The sequence below is a fragment of the Peptoniphilus raoultii genome (genome assembly GCF_900099555.1).
Taxonomy (GTDB): Bacteria; Bacillota; Clostridia; order Tissierellales; family Peptoniphilaceae; genus Peptoniphilus_A; species Peptoniphilus_A raoultii.
In genome coordinates, this window is sequence record NZ_FMWM01000002.1 from 1217297 (window position 1) to 1233757 (window position 16461).

Sequence of the window (16461 nt, forward strand, 5' to 3'; positions counted from 1 at the left end):
CTACTCCTCCATTTTATTAATACCATCCCATCTATTATACCAACTATTAAATACACCTATAAAAAATACAGTAACTATTACTGATAATACTAAAAAAATCATAACAACACGACTGGTAACTTCATGACTTGTATAAGCGAAAATAAGTTTTATCGGCCAAACAAAAGGTAATAAATACCAAACATTATCGCCCAATTCTGTGGTTCCTAACAAAATTCCTGATAGTGTTAAAAAAACTCCGACTAGTATACTACCAGAAAAACCTAATTTCAAACTTAAAAATTGATAAACAGGAATCATTGGTATTAACATAATTGTTCCAATAAAAAAGCATAAAACTGTACTTATATAATTAAGCTCGACTTTTTCAATCCCTATTAATATCATTACCAAGACAGATATAAATTCTATGATAAATAGTAATATAGAGATGTAAATAGATTTAGAAAAGAATATTTTTTTCCTACTAATCCCTGTACTTAAATCATTTGCAAAATTTCCAGCGATCTTATCAACTTCATATATCATTGGGATATAAAAACTTATCGAAAAATTCGCTAAAATTATATATATGCAAAAAAACACTTCCATTTCCTTTCCGATTAATCCTTTTGAATTTATCGCATAGATACCATAAATCAAAGAAAATAGAATTGGACATAAAAAAGTCATCAGTCTTACTGGTGTCCTTCTACTTCTAAGCCAATATGATGATATTATATTATACAAAGCATTTACTCCTTTTGTTTTTTATTAAAAGATTTAATGTTAACACAACTGCATAGACAACAATACTTAAAAACAATCCTAAGTATGTTGACTCCATGTTCATTAGTTCAGAGCCATTCTCAAGAAAAGTGCCATTTGGATGTACTCCAACAACTGGGCTAAGCATTCGCAAGTTATATGACCATGGAAATAAAATCCAACTATTTGTTACCGCAATCACAGCTGATGGATATGTCAACACAAAATTCAACAATATAAGAATAGCTTTCTTTTCTACAAGTCCATATATCAAAAAAGATAAAACAACTACTGGTAAACTTCCAATAAAAAGGCAAACAGTAGCCATAATTAATTGACTTAGCGATATTCTTTCACCTAGAAAAAATGTAGCAACAGTAAACATTAATATTGTCGATACTACTATAATAGTAAACAATTCAGCTACAATAATAATATTTTTCGCCAATTCCATTTTTGCAAAACTTAAATTTTTACTTTTTTGTAAAACAATATGTTCTCTTTTTTCTTTACCGCTTATATTCACAACTAGTAAACTCAAAACTATTGGGAGAATTAAAAGTGGGTACCAATTAAAAGAAGTTGCCAATATATAACTTTTTCCTTCTGGGCTCTTCCCCATCAAACTAACCATAGCTATATTAAATAAAACAAAAATTATAGGTACAATTATTCCCAATTTAAAGTTAGCAGATCTTTTTTCTTTCATTAACTCTGTTTTAATATAACTAATCATTATTTTTCACATCCTTTTTTATCATTTCTAAAAATAGCTTCTCCAAATCAATCTCATCTGAGTTATTAGCTTCATAAATGAGATGTCCATTATTAATAATTCCTATCTTATCTGCTATCTGCTCTATCTCACTCAAAATATGACTTGAAATAATTACTGTAATTCCTTTTTTAGAAAACTCTTTTATCAATTCTCTTAATTCTTGGATTCCCAAAGGATCTAATCCATTTGTTGGTTCATCAAGTATTAATAATTCTGGATTATTTATAAGCGCCATTGCGATTCCAAGTCTTTGTTTCATACCTAATGAAAAATTTCTTGCCAATTTTTTATTTGTGTTTTCTAAACCAACTATTTTTAACACATAGTCAATTCTTCTTTTGTCAATATTTAATAATACTGTTAAAACTTCTAGGTTTTCATATGCTGTTAAATTTGGATAGATAGCAGGATGCTCTATGATAGCTCCAACTTTTTTTAAATCTTCTGTACACATGCTTTTTCCTTCAAAAAAAATATCCCCCGATGTACAATTCATAACTTTAGTAATTATTTTTAATAGTGTTGATTTGCCAGCACCGTTTGGTCCTAATAATCCATATATCTTTCCTTTTTCTACTTTAATTGATACATTTTCAAGTATCATTTGTTCTTTGATTTTCTTTGTTAAATTTCTTGTTTCAAGCATAATTTCCATATATTATTCCTCCATTTCTTATGTAATCAATTCTAACAATAAAAAATAACCAAATTATAATTACGGTATTTTTTGAAAAAAATATATAAACTTTGAAAGGAGCTTTGAAAGAAGCAAGCACAGTAAGTGTACGGACACTTACGAAAAAATTAATGGAGCAGACCTTTACGGAATGCTCCATTTTTTTACGCACCTAACCACACGAAAGTTTACTTGAGTGTTTGGTAAGTGCTATGCAAGGACTTCCCAAGAGCTAATATAGTTAGTGATTGGTTGAAGTCTACTGCTAATTTTTACCTTGTTAGGGAGAACCCTAAGACCCCGAAATATATTTTATAAAGGAGAATAAAATTGCAAATAGATTTAGAAATGAAAGAGTAGAAATAAAACTTACTAAAGAAGAAAAAGAAGTTTTTGAAAAGAAAATGAAACTTGCAAACTGCAAAACTATGTCCCACTTTCTTAGAAAATGCGTATTAGAAAAAGAAATTTATGTTATAGATTTAGAACCATTTAGAAACCTACAATGGCTACTTTCAAATTCAACAAATAATATAAATTAGATAGAATTGTTATATAAATTACAAAATTAAATAATTAAAATTTTCTGTTTTGGGTTCAGCAAACTATTATCATAAAAAAACTTAACAATACACATTGCTTATTTAAAAATATTTTTCTTACTATTTTAATATTCCAGAAATATTATAGATGTTATTATACGGATAATCTTTCTCTAATATAAGAAATCAATTCTGGTGGTGTATCTGCATATGAAGACAATTCTGAAATTATGTCAGATAAATTAGCATGTATTTTTCTTTTTTTAGAAAAATATTTTCTATTATATTTTTTACCTGCATCTTGAAATACATCTCTAAAAACGGGTGTTAGTGCTTGAGTAAAATACTTCCCTCTTATTTTGCTTACTGGATTTAATCTTAAATTTTCTATCTCTTTATTGATTTCAGACTCATTAATTTCAAGTGAATTTTTAACTAATTTCTCAAGAACTTGTATTTGACAAATATTCTTAATGTTACTATATTCTTTTAAATTTGACATTTGTGTATGCTCAACACTATGTTTAGATTTTTTGATTTGTAATGAATACAAAGCATTTGCGTAAATAATTTCTTCAATAATTTTATCTCTTCTACTTGTTATATGATTATAAACAACTTTAAAGTCTAAATTATCATCTTCATTTTCTTCAGAAATCCCAATTATTCCTATTAATATTCTCTTTATTGCAGAATTCGTAAAATAATTATTCTCTATTGAATAGGACGATGTTACATATATACTATCAGGTATATTATCATTATTGTCATAATCACGATCTATAAAATACATATTCTTTTTTAAATCTTCAATCGCGGTTTGATTTGAAATCATATTATGAACTACTATAACATTATTTTTACAATTACAATGAAAAACACTATATTCTTTGTCCAAAATATACGAAGATATTCTACTAATATAATACTTAAAATCATCCTTGCCTTCAAAAAATAAAAATATGTCTTTCTTACTCTTTGAGGTTATATAACTTTGAAAAATAGACTCTATACAGTCAGATTCATTCTCCATAAAATTCAATAAATCCACAGGTCTACACCTCCTTATACTTATCAAGTTCAATAACGAATTTTCTGTATTCATTTTTGAATATAAAAGGAGAATGTGTCGTTGCAATCATTAATCCAATTTTTTGGGAGTCAAAAATATCTTTCAAGAATTCTTTCTGCCACTCTATTGATAGTGATATCTCTGGTTCATCAATTATAAATATACAAGGTGTTACTACATCCAAATAAACTTTAGAGAAAATGGAAATCACCTGTTTCTCTCCTGAAGATAAATCTTCAAAATCAATTTTTCTATTATTAAAATCATAAACATTCATTGTTAAAAGTGATTCATCATATACTATTTTTTTACCAGATAAATACTTTGTACAAACATCAGAAAATTTTCTAAGTTTTGAATCTAATGGTTTTTGTTCATCATATATTTTTACTAATTTTTGTAAATAATATAATAAAAATTCTATATTAGGCATTAGTTTGCTTTTTGCTGAATTATTGATGAAATTTTTTAAGCTATCAATATTATCGATCCTTTCCTCGCCAATTCTTTTTATTATTACATCTACTTTATGCATATTGATACTATTATATTCACTAAGATATTCTCTTACATTTTTCTTCAATAGCTCACTAATGATATTTGCATTCATTTCTATATATGCTGTATTTGCATCTTTTCTCATTTTACTTAACAAATTACCTATTCTATTCTTGACATCATTCATTCCAAATCCCATGTATTTTGGTGATAACTCATATCTATTGTACTCATCTCTACGATTTATAAAAACTTTATCCAAACCAACTTCCACTCTTCTGTATGTTGGATAAAAAAGAATGTCTTCTTCTAGAGCATCTTTTATTTTATACAAAATTCTAGAAAGATCCTCATATTGTAATTCTTTTAATTCTTGCAATATATACATAATTTTCTTATTTTTAATTAAGTCAATCCCATCATCAAAATATCTATAGGTCAATTCCTCAATTAGATCTAAATCAATATATTGTTTATATTCAAAATCTTTCCTTATTTTTATGGAATAACTTCTTGGCAAATACATAGACACTTCTTCAAGTAGATTTGCTATTCTTCTAGAATATTTATTGTTTTTACTATTAACTTGAAAATATTGTTCTCGATCGATTTCATATTTTTCTCCGGAAATACTAACAGTCACTTTTTTAAAATTAATATCCATTAATATATTTCTATCGCTAGTCAAAATTGCAACTATTATATTCAATATAGTTGTTTTACCAACACCATTTTCAGATACCCATATAGAAATATCATCTTTAAAATTAATCAAATAATTATACTTTCCAAATAGTCCTTCTATTTTTATACTTTCAAGAGATGTTAAATTAATATGATTGTTCAATTTTTTATTAATATTTATCTTATTTAAAACATCTATTATATCTTTATCATTTAGATCAATCTTATCTAAATCACTTAGTGAATCAATGTCATTTAATAGTAAATAGTTCCTTAATTGTTCATTTGTAAGTGCATATTCCTTAGCTATTTCATCTATACTTCCATATTTTTTCACTTATATATCCTCCTTAATTTCATTTTTTAATATTCTTCAATTTCATAATCTAAAAAATTCTCAAATTATAAGCAAAATATCTGTTTTTACGTTTTGTCCATTCTTCATTTTTTAAAATATACTTTTACTAATATTCGCTTTTTGTCATATCTAAATCTATTAGTTTTTTAAATAATCTTTTATACCTAAAAGTTCTCAATATACACTATAACGAAGACTTATATTTATTATATTATACCATTAAATGTCAGTTTAATATAAAACGTTCTCTTTAAAAGAACATTTAAATTTATAAACAGTAGTATATTAACCCATATTCTCTAATAATTAATATTTATTGCCTATAATTTGCCAGACAGTGTCTGTTAAATTACATCTAATTTATTCTATTTGAAATAATTCTCACTACACCAACAACCTTATTAAAGGTCAGATCTCCAATATACTTATTTTCACTGAGATATACATCCCACAAAGATCTTAGATATGAATCTTCTTTTATGTCCTCGATTATTTCCTCAGAGTCTTTCATTATCTCCTGACTTCCTCTTTTTTCGGAAGTTCTTTCTATTGCTTCTTTTAAAATTTCATAATCTATCTCATCTTTTTTCAGCTTGTAGAGAGTGTATAGGTCGTAGAAGTCTCTCATTCGTGTTGTTGTTATATTTCTTCTGATTATGGTTTCATATTTTTCTGCAAGAATTGTTTCTAATGGATATGCCATTATTTTTATATCTTATTTGCTAAAGATACATGGATAGATGTATTCTATTTCCCTTGGTATTGTTGCTTCTCCCGTTGTAAGGTCAAGTTTCATTGGATTTTTTACTCATTCCTATTTTTACTAATAGCCATCAAAAGAGCACCTACCATTTTGATAGATGCCGTTAAACAAATTTAAATTATTCTTTTACTATAGGAACCCATAATTCCATTTTATAATCTTCTGAATTAGGGTCTCCATCTCCATATACTTCAAAATCGGGACTTTCATCATGTCTATATCCTTCTTTTGGGAAGAAATATGAAATAATATACTTCCATCCTTCGTGAATACACTTTGGTATAGGTCCTTGTAAGCTTACAATAGCATACTCTTTTTCAGGAATGCTAAGCGTATCCAAACCTAACCTCTTAGCTTTTACTTCATCCGTTAAATCAAAACCAGCTAAGTATATAAATGAATCTTCTTCATCCATTATATAGTCATATCCTACGCCAAAGATTTGACCATTACCAAACTCTTCAAATTTTTCTCTTGGTACTTTTTCAACTAGTCTATCCCAAACTTTTGGGAAATTTGAACTCTTAGTTACATCAGATTTAATACCAGCTACTTTAAACGCTTTCTTTTTCTCAATTTTAATATCCATTTGATTTCCTCCTTGAACTGAAATAGAAAAGTATATTCTTGGAAAATATTGATATTTTGCTCCTTTTTTTACTTGATCTGGAGTTAGCTTATGAAAACTTTTAAAGGCTAAAGCAAAAGAATCCTGAGAATTATATCCATATTTTATTGCGATATCTATAATTCTTTTATCTGAATTTTTTAAATCAATTGCAGCATTTGTCATCTTTCTTAATCTTATATATTCAGATAATGAATATCCTGATATGATTGAAAATATTCTTGAAAACATTGGAAATGAATATCCTGTTATCCGTGTTATTTCTTTTTCATCAAGTTCATTAGTTAAGTTATCTTCAATATAGTCTATTGCTAAGTTAAAAGATTTCATTATATCCATATTTCTACCACCTTTCATTTAAATTGTACAAGGATTTATTAAATTATACCCGATAATGCTAATACAAATATTATAGCATCACATGTTTATACTATTTTTCTTCTTTGCCAGACTTCTTATCCTGCCCTTTATACTCTCGATATTAATCACGATAATACCTCCATATACTTTCTAATTTCATCTTCTATTTTAAATAGTCTACTGTATTTTATGAGTCGTCTTAGATTTTTATTTGGTGATTTAAAATATATTTTTATGGCTTCTGTGAAAATCTGTTTATCTATTTTTTCGCTGTCGATTATGATGTCGCAAATTGTTCGATCCATATCATAAACTGGGATAAAATTGCCTTGTGGTGATTTTATTTCTGTCATTCCTATGTCGTATAAAACTTTTTTTACATAGTGAACTTGTAGATCTTCATATCTTTTTTTGATATGGCTTGCATTATAGCCTTGGGGTACAGATATATGAAATACATTTGGGGTCCTGTCGGATAGGTCGTGGAGGTATAGGGCTGTTTGATGGGAAAATGTTATTCTGTTGCTATTTGATGATATTAGAACAAAATCGTCTATTACTTTTCCTTTTAATTGATATAGTCCTGGTCTTAATCTTTCTAATTGTCCGCTTTTTGTTAATTCTGATAGATTATGCCTGCTATATCCAAGGTCTTCTGCTTCTTTATTAGTGATTATTAAATTTTCTTGTATATATTCTTTAAGTATATTCATAGTCTGCTTCCTTCATTTACGCTTTTATTATATGTTATAAAAGCGAATATGTAAAGCTTGGTTGTGGATATTTTATTATATTGAAAAGGATGTAACGAATCCTTACTACATTCAATGAAAAAAGAGCAGCCTTTTAAGCTACTCTTGTAGAAAGTACAAAATGAGTTAATTATATTTTTTGTGTTTCCTCATACTAGTCTTAAAACTACTCTTACGTCCATGTAGTTTTTTTAAGTCTTTTTGACGTATCCTTCTTCATCTTTATCAAAGACAAAATGCTTGTAAAACTGCTTAAAATGCAAGATTTCTAAATTTATATCTTTTGTATCAACGCTATGGTCTCCACGTGGCTTGAGAGGATAGAATGAATGTCATTTGAGTGTGTCCGTTCTCGGGAACATATCCACTGCGTTTTTGGAGCTATCGGTAGACGGGAACATATCAATACACCTCATGGATTATTATTTTAGAATGGATTTTAAGTAATCTAATAAATCTGATTTAGTTAGAGGCTCTGCATGACTTAAAATACAATACTTACAGTCGAAACTTTCTATCAAATTTGTTAATGACATTAATTTTTCTTTATCCATATACCCATCATTGTAGAAATCCTCGCTTGTTGAATCTCCCAAGAACAATATTTTTTCCTCAGGAATATAGATAAGCACCGTATCTTCCGAATGGGGTGAAACCGTATGAAAAATCATTGCGGTTATTCCACCGAGATTAAGGGTAAGCTCTTTTTCAAATTGGATATCCGATAGAACGGCAATAATTCTTTTATTATCTACATATTCTCTAGCTAGGCACTCATCATCATTTATCAAAAATTTTATATATGCACTGTCAGATAGTTTGGCTCTTTCCTGTTTCAAAAACTCGTTGGTTTTATGGTGTGCAATGGACAATCCGTGAATTTTATGCATTCCAAAGGTATGGTCCCAGTGTCAATGAGTGATGACAGTAAAATCTGGCTTCTTTAGGTCCTCGATTTCTAGGGATTTATAAAATTCATCAACATGGTCTGCTGAATTTCCTGCATCAATGGCAAGTGCAATTTTATCTCCATTTAAGTATGCCAACATAGGCCTATCAGTTTCTGGTTGATGTGGATAATAAAAGACCCTGCTAGTTATCTTTTTCAGTTCCATTTGCCATCCCACCTTTCTGGTAATAAATCTTTCAGCAACACTTCTTCCATTTCAGGTAATACAATTTGGGTCTCTATATTTTGATTATCTATCTGTGCAATAAACTCTCTGCACCTTCCACATGGTGGAAGTATACTCCCATCTTCAAATACAGCGATAATCCTTTTGATTGCAGTTTCATTGTTCTTTACCATTTCAGCAATAGCTGACTGTTCAGCGCATAAGCCAATAGAACAGGGCAAGTCAATGCATATTCCTGTAAAGATGTTACCGCTATTTGTCTCCAACGCGCACGCAACATGCCCTGAAGTTCCAAAGTTCCGTAACTTTTTATGATTAATTATACTGAAAGCAATTTGATATAATTCTTGTTTATTCATTTTCTTCTCCAATATTATTTAGCTTAATAATACGTTATTCTTTTTTCAAAACACTAAGTTATTCAGTTCACCATCAAGAACTTTTATAGTTTCATTTCTTTCCTTATCCTCTTGATTGTCATATAAAAGTTGTTCAATAAACTCCCATATATCTTCTAGTTTACGTCTAATATGATAGAATAACAAAGCATCCGTATTGATTAAAAAATCTTTGTGTAATTTCAGGTATATGTTCATAAATACATCATAATATGGCTTATCAACAAAAAACATGAGATCAGCTTTTACTGGAGCCAATTTCAAGCCTTCCCAGTCAATTAGAACTAACTGCTCATCCCGTTGCATCAAGTTCCAATTATGAATATCTGTATGGCATAGGGCCATTTTAGGATTACTTCGTCTTAGAATCTCCGACAGTCCTTCAACTCTGTCAATAGATTGTTCAAGGGGTTTTATGTGTGCCCCAAGCAAGCATTTTAAGTCCATGGGAAGACTGGCGCATTCTTTACGCAATACTTGTTTTAGCTGTTTCAGAAATGGCAAACTAAAATCTTCCCTAATTAGTTGCACATATACCTACTATATCAATAAATTTTGAGTTATCATTGACTATATTAGTTGCTATTATCAGAATAGTCGTCGATAACTATATTTTCGTGCAAATATGCAAATAAGTAAAATGATAGTTATGTTATATCATAATAATTGAAAATAATAGAATGCATTTTTCAATGTAATAAGATTAAGCGTTCTCTTAAAGTTAGAGAACGCTTAATTATTTTTAATTTATTGAAATAATTTGTAACTATTGAAAACAGACAAAAATTGTTCATTGGATAATTTATCAAGATCAGTAATATTCGCATGCTTCAGCACCTGTCTTAATTGATTTTTAGTAAAAAGAACATGATATTCCCTGTTTACCCATTTATAAACGAAAAATCTATACTTTTTGTAGTCCTTCTTTAAAATAAATGGTTTATGCCTTTCAAGTACAATCAATACAGAATCTACATTAGGCTTAGGGTGAAAATATGCTCGTGGCACTTTTTTAAGAATTTTTATATCCATTTCCACCATTAACAGCAAACCTAAAGCTCGTTGGGTATTTTGCAACCTTTTAGCAAATCCCCTCTCTACAATAAGGTAGCTATATTTCGCTTGACTATCAAAAGCAATCTTTTTTACAATATCAGTACTAATATTGTAGGGAATATTACCAAATATTTTATAGTCTGTATTTTTAGGAAAGCTAAACTTCAAAATATCCTCATGAATAACTTTTATATTCTGAAAAGGTTCAACTGCTTTTTTCGTGGCATGACATAAACCTTCATCAATCTCTATAGCATTCACCCGTTGACTCATTTCCACAAGTTCCTTGGTAAAATGTCCTTTTCCTGACCCAATTTCTATTATTTTATCTTGTTTATTGATATTCGTATATTTTAATATTTCCTTTACATGCTTTTTAGATGTAATGAAATTTTGCGTATTTTTCGGGTTTTTCTGTTTCATTATAACCTTCTCCTTGCCGGTTATAATGAACTAATCTTAAGAGCTCATTATAACCAATTATTTTTGGTTTGGTTGATAATTAAATCTCTCAATAACAAATATAGAAAACATACCCATACCTTTACCTCCTTTAATTTTTTTCATTATAAATGAGATAAAGTAATATCTACTACTGCAATACATGTACACATATTTAACTCCTCCTTATGCAACTGATTATATCACTTTTAATTTCTCTATTCAATAAAGTTCTGTGCTAATCTACCTCACCCTATGGATTTTTAATACCGAAACATCAAATGTCATCTGTCAAATGCCCTATTTAAAAGGGTCAAAAAACGGTATTTTTTAGCCTGTTTTTGACCCAATTTTCGTACTCAAACCACTACATGTTGTGGTTGACTCCTATTATTCCTTGTCCAAACCACAATACGTCATCAGAATTGCTGCTTCAACGTGGTTCGCATTGTTAAGAGGCGTGTCGGGTGCTGTTAGTTATATTGTATATTTACTTTTTATCCTTGTCAATTTCAACCTCAAGTCCAGATTTAAACACTACTTTTAAATTTTCTTCATAAATTACTATCTTATCTATAAGTTTCCTCACCAATTCTTCATCATAACTTTCTATTTCTAATTCTTGATTGTCTAAAAACTCTTCTAATTCCTTTAGCCTGCTTTGTTCATTCTTCTCTTCCGCCATTTCAAGGAGTATCTTTTCTTTTTCATTTCTTAACTCTTCCACCCTTTCTACAAGGTCTGTGTAATCTTTCTTGGCATTAGCTACTTTTAAAAGCTCTTCTTGCACTTTCAACATTTCTTTATCTATTTCTTCTATCTGGCCACTTCCATCACCTGTGATGGCTTTTTCTATATTTTCTTTTATTATTTCTTTTAATTCATTGCTTTCAGATATAAGCTGATTGATGGCTTTTACAACTGCTTCTTGTAGGTCGTCTTCTTTAATAGTTCTTGCATGGCAGGCATCTGGTCCATGGGTTACTCTTGTGCAACATCTCCAAACAGTATATTTCTTTCCCCTGTTATTCCAAGCAATTCTTCTGTAAATATCCCCACATTCAGAGCAATAGACAATGCTTGAAAGTGCGTATTTGCTGGAATAAATTCTTCTTTTCCCTTTGCCACTTACCATATTAGATCGTCTGTACATTTCTTCTCCAACTCGCATGAAGATTTCTTTTGGTATGATGGCTTCATGGCTATTTTCTACATAATATTGAGGTGCTATTCCATCATTCTTTACCCTTTTCTTATTTAGAAAATCTACGGTGTATGTTTTTTGTAAGAGGGCATCCCCCATATATTTCTCATTAGTTAATATTTGATTGAGGTTCGATACATGCCACTTCTTATTTCCTGCTCCATTTACTATCTTGTCTTTTTCAAGTCCTACCTTTATATCTCGTAGGCTTGCTCCTTCCAAGTATTCTCTGTAGATCCTTTTTATAATTTTTGCTTCTTCAGGAACTATGACAAGTTTTCCGTCTTCGTCTTTTGTGTAGCCTAAAAACCTATTATGATTTACTTGGACTTGCCCTTGTTGAAATCTATATTGAAATCCTAACTTTACATTTTGTGATAAGGACTGACTTTCCTGTTGTGCAAGAGATGCCATAATGGTAAGGAGAACTTCTCCCTTGGCATCCATGGTGTTGATGTTTTCTTTTTCAAAATAGACTGGGATGTTGTTTTCTTTTAGTTTACGAATATATTTTAAGCAGTCTAGGGTGTTTCTGGCAAACCTCGATATGGATTTAGTAATGATGTAGTCAATATTTCCTTCCATGGCTTCTTCAATCATTTTATTAAAGCCAGCTCTTTTCTTAGTATATGTTCCACTGATTCCTTCATCAGAAAAAACTCCTGCAAATTCCCAATCTGGATTTCTCTTAATATAATTTGTGTAGTGGTCTATTTGAGTGTCATAAGAAGTTGCCTGTTCATCGCTGTCTGTCGATACCCTTGCATAGGCAGCGACTCTAAGCTTTTTCTTTTCTGATTCCTTGATGGAATTTCCTTTTTTCTTCTTCGCTGGTATGACTATGACCTTGCTATTCATCATCTATCACCTCGATTAAATTGTACTTATAACTCGCTCTCTCAAAAGGATCTAGTGGTAGAACTCCTTCTTCTCTATATCTAAACTTGCAGGGAATTTTAATAATCTCTTCTTCCTTTTCCCAAACTCGTCCCATGGCCACTGCCCTTTTCTTTAACATTTGACCTGCCTTTTCAAAGCTTTCTCCATCTATTATCTTAGGATAGATTTCATTTCCTAAATACTTTTTATTGGTTAAGATTCTTTTGACACTGGAGTTGTTTTTCTTTAGTCCAGCAAGGTCTGCCGACTTTATAAGAGCATTTCCATCAAGATAATTTTTAAAGATTTTTCTTATATTCTCGGCTTCTGTTTCTTGAACTTCTAATCTTCCGTCTCTTATCGTATAGCCATAGCATAACCTAGACATCTTCTTTCACTTCCTCTCTTAATACAAGTCCACACTTTAAATGAAAATCAAGAGTCACTCTATTGACAACTTGTATGTGGGCAATGATTTCTTCAAACAAGTCATCTTCAAAGCGATCTATCATTTCACTTTTTCCTAAGATTCCTATTAGTTTTTCAAGCTCTCTTATTTCTTCGTCATTTCCAAGGATGACTTTCTTACTTCTTTCCTTTTCCCTGAGTAGATAACTTTCTTCGCTTGAAATTTCACTGCTTTCTTTTGCGTAAATACTTGCATCTAAAACTCCCGAAGTTATTAGTTTGCTTAGAACCTCTTTTCTTTCCTTTAGTTTTTCTAAGCTTTCTTCTATTTTTTCTATCTTCTCTACTTCTCCCTTACTGTCCACTCTCTTTAAGGATTCTAAGAGTGGTGTAAAAATACTATCTTTTCCGAAGATTAGTTTGTTTACTAAAGTCACAAAAGCTAGTTTTATGTCCTTGTCTTTAATAAACTTCATAGAACATTTATTAATATCTCTTAGGTGCTCACTGCAAGTCCAAGCTATATATTTATCTTTGCCATTATAGTGATGTCTTCTTTTAAAGGTTGAACCGCACTCTCCACACTTTATTTTCCCCGATAGGTTATATCTATTTTGATATTTTTTTGTGTTTTTTCCGTTTCCTTTTGCTATAGCCCTTATCTTTATTAGATCTTGTACTTTTTCAAATTCCTCTCTACTCACAATGGCTTCATGGTTGTCTATAATCTTATACTGGTCTTCTTCTCCCTTATTTTTATGTCTATTATAATTTTCATCTGTATAAGTCTTTTGGTAGATGACATCCCCTGTATATTTTTCATTTTTCAAGATTCCGTTTATAGTTGACCCATGCCAGCTTGCTCCTTTTTGCCCTTTAATATTTCTCTTATTTAAGTCTTCTGCAATTTTATGCGTTCCCTTACCTGAAAGATACTGTTCAAATATTTCTTTTATTATTTTTCCTTCTTCATCATTCACTACCATCTTTCCGTCTATATTCTCATAGCCATAGGGTGGGCTTGATATAATAAAAGTTCCATTTTGAAATCTTTTCTTTATGGACCACTTATTATTTTCTGAAATAGACCTGGATTCACTTTCTGCAAGGGATGAAAGTATGGATAGCATCAACTCACTTTCCATAGTTCTAGTATCAATGTTTTCTTTTTCAAAATAGATACCAATGTTTAAATCAAGGAGTCTCCTTACGATTTCCAAACAATCTGTCGTGTTTCTTGCAAGCCTTGAGATTGATTTTGTTAGTATAAAATCTATCTTTCCATTCTCACAATCTTTTAGCATTTTTAAAAGACCGTCTCTACATTCTTTCTTTGTTCCAGTAATGCCTTCGTCAAAATATAGACCCGCAAAAGTATATGACTTGTTCTCAGATATAAGCTTCTCGTAGTGTGTCTTTTGAGTTTTAAGGCTTACAAGCTGAGCTTCTTCATCTGTCGATACCCTTACATAAGCAGCAACTCTTAATGTAGATTCTTCTTTTTGATTTGCTTCTATTTTTGTTATCTTTTTCAACATCTCACCTTCCTTTCTGTTAATGCTATATTCCCGTACAACTGAGTATTTATCAAGTCTTATAGCATTAATTCCGAAAGAATAGGTCTGAATTTTTTTATGTTTTCTCTCCTTATTTTCCTATATTCTTCAAGACTGATTTCATCTAAAAGAAATAGATCTTGCATGAACTTATCCGATAGATAGAAATTAAGCTCTGCATTTAAATCCCTTTCAGTGTATTTAGATTTTATAACTTCTTTTTCACCTTCAAGCTTTTCTACTCTCATACTCCACCTCCTATATCACAGGCAAAGAAATTAAGGGTTTTTTTAACCCTAATTTTCTTTCCTCTATATTCCTTGGGACAAAGAAAGTGTTTTTGAGTAAAGAGTTTTCAAAAGCAATTGATGAATATATATACTACTACAACAACGAAAGGATTCAGAAGAAAACAAAATGGATGCCACCTACTTTGTATAGGTTAGCATCCATAAATGTAAACTAAATATTAATGTGTCCAGCTTTTTTGGTACACATCATTTACGTAATGCTCCATTTTTTTAATTTTTATTTTGTTAGGGAGAACCCTAAGACCCCGAAATATATTTTATAAATGAGAATAAAATGGCAAATAGATTTAGAAATGAAAGAATAGAAATAAAATTAACTAAGGAAGAAAAGGAAGTTTTTGAAAATAAAATGAAGCTTGCAAATTGTAAAACAATGTCCCACTTTCTTAGAAAGTGCGTATTAGAAAAAGAAATTTATGTAGTAGATTTAGAACCATTTAGAAACCTACAATGGCTGCTTTTAAATGCAACAAATAATATAAACCAGATTGCAAAGGTAACTAATACAAGTGGTGTTATTTACAAGAATGAAATTGAATCAACTCTAAATTTGGCAATATATTATATTACCAAGAGTGAAAAAAATGATGAAAAAAATCTTGGTATTTTCATTTAAATGTCATCCATCTACTGCCCATATTCAATTTATGAAAGCACGAAAGATCATATTCTATAGCATATTTTGAAACAAAATAAATATCCCCCGGCCTTTTCTCATGCGGCCCAAAGGGCCTATATTACTATCCACGTCTCATCGTTTAGTTTTGATATAGCATTTCTGACTGCCTCAATCATCATCTGTGTTTCAACAATCTTTTCTACATCAACACTTTCATCAGCGATGTTATCTATAAAATATCCATCATGATCCAAAGAGGAAAAGAAAAGCAGGTGGTTTTTTCTGTCCACCTGCTCTAAATACTTCTCGTGTTCTCGTTCTCGCCAGTAGACTTTATAAATATCTTCACTGACTTTTACCTTTTGCCCTCTGACATAAAGGTAATACTCTTTTGCCATAAAGTTTCCTCCATTTCTTTTTTGTCTATTTGTTTTTCAGACAAAAAAGGAGGACTCCTGCATCTTGGCATAAGAAGTCCTCTAAAATGAAAGAAACCTGTTCTTTCTTTTACTATATTTAATTGTTTAGACGAGAATATGGAAAGACATACAACTACAAGAATTATAGAAAAAAGGAGTATTTTTATTCCATTTCA

17 protein-coding genes and 6 pseudogenes are annotated in these 16461 nt (G+C 30.0%); 4 read left to right on the forward strand and 19 right to left on the reverse strand.

Annotated elements, in window-relative coordinates:
- Genes BQ4446_RS05875 through BQ4446_RS05885 form a run of 3 tightly spaced genes read right to left on the reverse strand, consistent with a single transcriptional unit; the run spans position 1 to position 2180 of the window.
- Positions 1 to 729 carry an ABC-2 family transporter permease gene (locus tag BQ4446_RS05875; RefSeq protein ID WP_071027510.1) on the reverse strand — a complete coding sequence of 243 codons (729 nt, stop codon included), beginning with the start codon at positions 727 to 729 and terminating at the stop codon, positions 1 to 3.
- Positions 722 to 1483: a lantibiotic immunity ABC transporter MutE/EpiE family permease subunit gene (locus tag BQ4446_RS05880; RefSeq protein WP_071027512.1), complete on the reverse strand. Its 762-nt coding sequence runs from the start codon at positions 1481 to 1483 to the stop codon at positions 722 to 724. Before BQ4446_RS05880 ends, BQ4446_RS05875 begins: the two co-directional genes overlap by 8 nt.
- Complete coding sequence (locus tag BQ4446_RS05885; protein WP_071027514.1) at positions 1476 to 2180, reverse strand: lantibiotic protection ABC transporter ATP-binding subunit; 705 nt, start codon at positions 2178 to 2180, stop codon at positions 1476 to 1478. The genes BQ4446_RS05880 and BQ4446_RS05885 overlap by 8 nt, the downstream gene beginning before the upstream one ends.
- Before the next feature lie 350 nt (positions 2181 to 2530).
- On the opposite strand from BQ4446_RS05885, the pseudogene BQ4446_RS08150 reads away from it, so the two are divergent.
- Positions 2531 to 2740, forward strand: a pseudogene (locus tag BQ4446_RS08150) (plasmid mobilization protein); the annotation flags it as partial.
- A 157-nt stretch (positions 2741 to 2897) separates the two neighbouring features.
- Here the strand turns inward: BQ4446_RS08150 and BQ4446_RS05895 are convergent.
- From BQ4446_RS05895 to BQ4446_RS05955, 15 genes and pseudogenes are all read right to left on the reverse strand, one after another.
- Positions 2898 to 3794, reverse strand: coding sequence for a DUF4435 domain-containing protein (locus BQ4446_RS05895; protein WP_071027518.1), 897 nt, complete (start codon positions 3792 to 3794; stop codon positions 2898 to 2900).
- 4 nt (positions 3795 to 3798) lie between these two features.
- Positions 3799 to 5334, reverse strand: a complete 1536-nt coding sequence (locus BQ4446_RS05900) for an AAA family ATPase (protein ID WP_071027520.1) — start codon at positions 5332 to 5334, stop codon at positions 3799 to 3801.
- A gap of 376 nt (positions 5335 to 5710) precedes the next feature.
- Positions 5711 to 6160, reverse strand: a pseudogene (locus tag BQ4446_RS05905) (nucleotidyl transferase AbiEii/AbiGii toxin family protein); the annotation flags it as partial.
- 76 nt (positions 6161 to 6236) lie between these two features.
- The gene (locus tag BQ4446_RS05910) at positions 6237 to 7085 is read right to left on the reverse strand and encodes an AraC family transcriptional regulator (RefSeq protein WP_071027524.1); all 849 of its coding nucleotides are present in this window, start codon (positions 7083 to 7085) and stop codon (positions 6237 to 6239) included.
- A 146-nt stretch (positions 7086 to 7231) separates the two neighbouring features.
- Positions 7232 to 7819, reverse strand: coding sequence for a type IV toxin-antitoxin system AbiEi family antitoxin domain-containing protein (locus tag BQ4446_RS05915; RefSeq protein WP_071027526.1), 588 nt, complete (start codon positions 7817 to 7819; stop codon positions 7232 to 7234).
- A gap of 461 nt (positions 7820 to 8280) precedes the next feature.
- Positions 8281 to 8757 (reverse strand): annotated as a pseudogene (locus BQ4446_RS08645) (MBL fold metallo-hydrolase); the annotation flags it as partial.
- Positions 8758 to 8769: 12 nt separating this feature from the next.
- Positions 8770 to 8973, reverse strand: coding sequence for a hypothetical protein (locus tag BQ4446_RS08650; protein WP_245149680.1), 204 nt, complete (start codon positions 8971 to 8973; stop codon positions 8770 to 8772).
- Positions 8964 to 9353 (reverse strand): cytidine deaminase family protein, encoded by a 390-nt coding sequence (locus BQ4446_RS05925; RefSeq protein WP_001041171.1) that lies wholly within the window; start codon positions 9351 to 9353, stop codon positions 8964 to 8966. The genes BQ4446_RS08650 and BQ4446_RS05925 overlap by 10 nt, the downstream gene beginning before the upstream one ends.
- Positions 9354 to 9398: 45 nt before the next feature.
- Positions 9399 to 9923 carry a phosphotransferase gene (locus tag BQ4446_RS05930; RefSeq protein WP_001176020.1) on the reverse strand — a complete coding sequence of 175 codons (525 nt, stop codon included), beginning with the start codon at positions 9921 to 9923 and terminating at the stop codon, positions 9399 to 9401.
- Between the two features lie 216 nt (positions 9924 to 10139).
- Positions 10140 to 10871, reverse strand: coding sequence for a 23S rRNA (adenine(2058)-N(6))-methyltransferase Erm(A) (gene erm(A) / locus BQ4446_RS05935; RefSeq protein ID WP_019108019.1), 732 nt, complete (start codon positions 10869 to 10871; stop codon positions 10140 to 10142).
- Between the two features lie 57 nt (positions 10872 to 10928).
- Positions 10929 to 11054: an erythromycin resistance leader peptide gene (locus BQ4446_RS08835; RefSeq protein ID WP_135100604.1), complete on the reverse strand. Its 126-nt coding sequence runs from the start codon at positions 11052 to 11054 to the stop codon at positions 10929 to 10931.
- A gap of 325 nt (positions 11055 to 11379) precedes the next feature.
- Positions 11380 to 12951: a recombinase family protein gene (locus tag BQ4446_RS05940; protein WP_071027528.1), complete on the reverse strand. Its 1572-nt coding sequence runs from the start codon at positions 12949 to 12951 to the stop codon at positions 11380 to 11382.
- The gene (locus tag BQ4446_RS05945; RefSeq protein ID WP_071027530.1) at positions 12944 to 13360 is read right to left on the reverse strand and encodes a recombinase family protein; all 417 of its coding nucleotides are present in this window, start codon (positions 13358 to 13360) and stop codon (positions 12944 to 12946) included. The genes BQ4446_RS05940 and BQ4446_RS05945 overlap by 8 nt, the downstream gene beginning before the upstream one ends.
- Positions 13353 to 14918 (reverse strand): recombinase family protein, encoded by a 1566-nt coding sequence (locus BQ4446_RS05950; RefSeq protein WP_245149681.1) that lies wholly within the window; start codon positions 14916 to 14918, stop codon positions 13353 to 13355. Before BQ4446_RS05950 ends, BQ4446_RS05945 begins: the two co-directional genes overlap by 8 nt.
- Before the next feature lie 56 nt (positions 14919 to 14974).
- Positions 14975 to 15184: an SHOCT domain-containing protein gene (locus BQ4446_RS05955; protein ID WP_071027532.1), complete on the reverse strand. Its 210-nt coding sequence runs from the start codon at positions 15182 to 15184 to the stop codon at positions 14975 to 14977.
- Positions 15185 to 15270: 86 nt separating this feature from the next.
- On the opposite strand from BQ4446_RS05955, the gene BQ4446_RS08840 reads away from it, so the two are divergent.
- From BQ4446_RS08840 to BQ4446_RS08845, 3 genes and pseudogenes are all read left to right on the forward strand, one after another.
- On the forward strand, positions 15271 to 15402 hold the full coding sequence (locus BQ4446_RS08840) for an IS3 family transposase (protein ID WP_418008055.1): 132 nt from the start codon (positions 15271 to 15273) through the stop codon (positions 15400 to 15402).
- A gap of 119 nt (positions 15403 to 15521) precedes the next feature.
- A pseudogene (locus BQ4446_RS08655) lies at positions 15522 to 15788 on the forward strand (plasmid mobilization protein); the annotation flags it as partial.
- A pseudogene (locus tag BQ4446_RS08845) lies at positions 15765 to 15909 on the forward strand (relaxase/mobilization nuclease domain-containing protein); the annotation flags it as partial. The pseudogenes BQ4446_RS08655 and BQ4446_RS08845, both read left to right, overlap by 24 nt.
- Positions 15910 to 15997: 88 nt before the next feature.
- Here the strand turns inward: BQ4446_RS08845 and BQ4446_RS05965 are convergent.
- Positions 15998 to 16264, reverse strand: a pseudogene (locus BQ4446_RS05965) (sigma-70 family RNA polymerase sigma factor); the annotation flags it as partial.
- Between the last annotated feature and the right edge of the window lie 197 nt (positions 16265 to 16461).

Bases quoted from the DNA above. Each gene is read 5' to 3' on its own strand.
- BQ4446_RS05880 (WP_071027512.1), bottom strand. From the start codon at position 1,483: ATGATTAGTTATATTAAAACAGAGTTAATGAAAGAAAAAAGATCTGCT.
- BQ4446_RS05885 (WP_071027514.1), bottom strand. From the start codon at position 2,180: ATGGAAATTATGCTTGAAACAAGAAATTTAACAAAGAAAATCAAAGAA.
- BQ4446_RS05910 (WP_071027524.1), bottom strand. From the start codon at position 7,085: ATGGATATAATGAAATCTTTTAACTTAGCAATAGACTATATTGAAGAT.
- BQ4446_RS05915 (WP_071027526.1), bottom strand. From the start codon at position 7,819: ATGAATATACTTAAAGAATATATACAAGAAAATTTAATAATCACTAAT.
- BQ4446_RS08650 (WP_245149680.1), bottom strand. From the start codon at position 8,973: ATGGAACTGAAAAAGATAACTAGCAGGGTCTTTTATTATCCACATCAA.
- BQ4446_RS05925 (WP_001041171.1), bottom strand. From the start codon at position 9,353: ATGAATAAACAAGAATTATATCAAATTGCTTTCAGTATAATTAATCAT.
- BQ4446_RS08835 (WP_135100604.1), bottom strand. From the start codon at position 11,054: ATGTATTGCAGTAGTAGATATTACTTTATCTCATTTATAATGAAAAAA.
- BQ4446_RS05940 (WP_071027528.1), bottom strand. From the start codon at position 12,951: ATGAATAGCAAGGTCATAGTCATACCAGCGAAGAAGAAAAAAGGAAAT.
- BQ4446_RS05945 (WP_071027530.1), bottom strand. From the start codon at position 13,360: ATGTCTAGGTTATGCTATGGCTATACGATAAGAGACGGAAGATTAGAA.
- BQ4446_RS05950 (WP_245149681.1), bottom strand. From the start codon at position 14,918: ATGTTGAAAAAGATAACAAAAATAGAAGCAAATCAAAAAGAAGAATCT.
- BQ4446_RS05955 (WP_071027532.1), bottom strand. From the start codon at position 15,184: ATGAGAGTAGAAAAGCTTGAAGGTGAAAAAGAAGTTATAAAATCTAAA.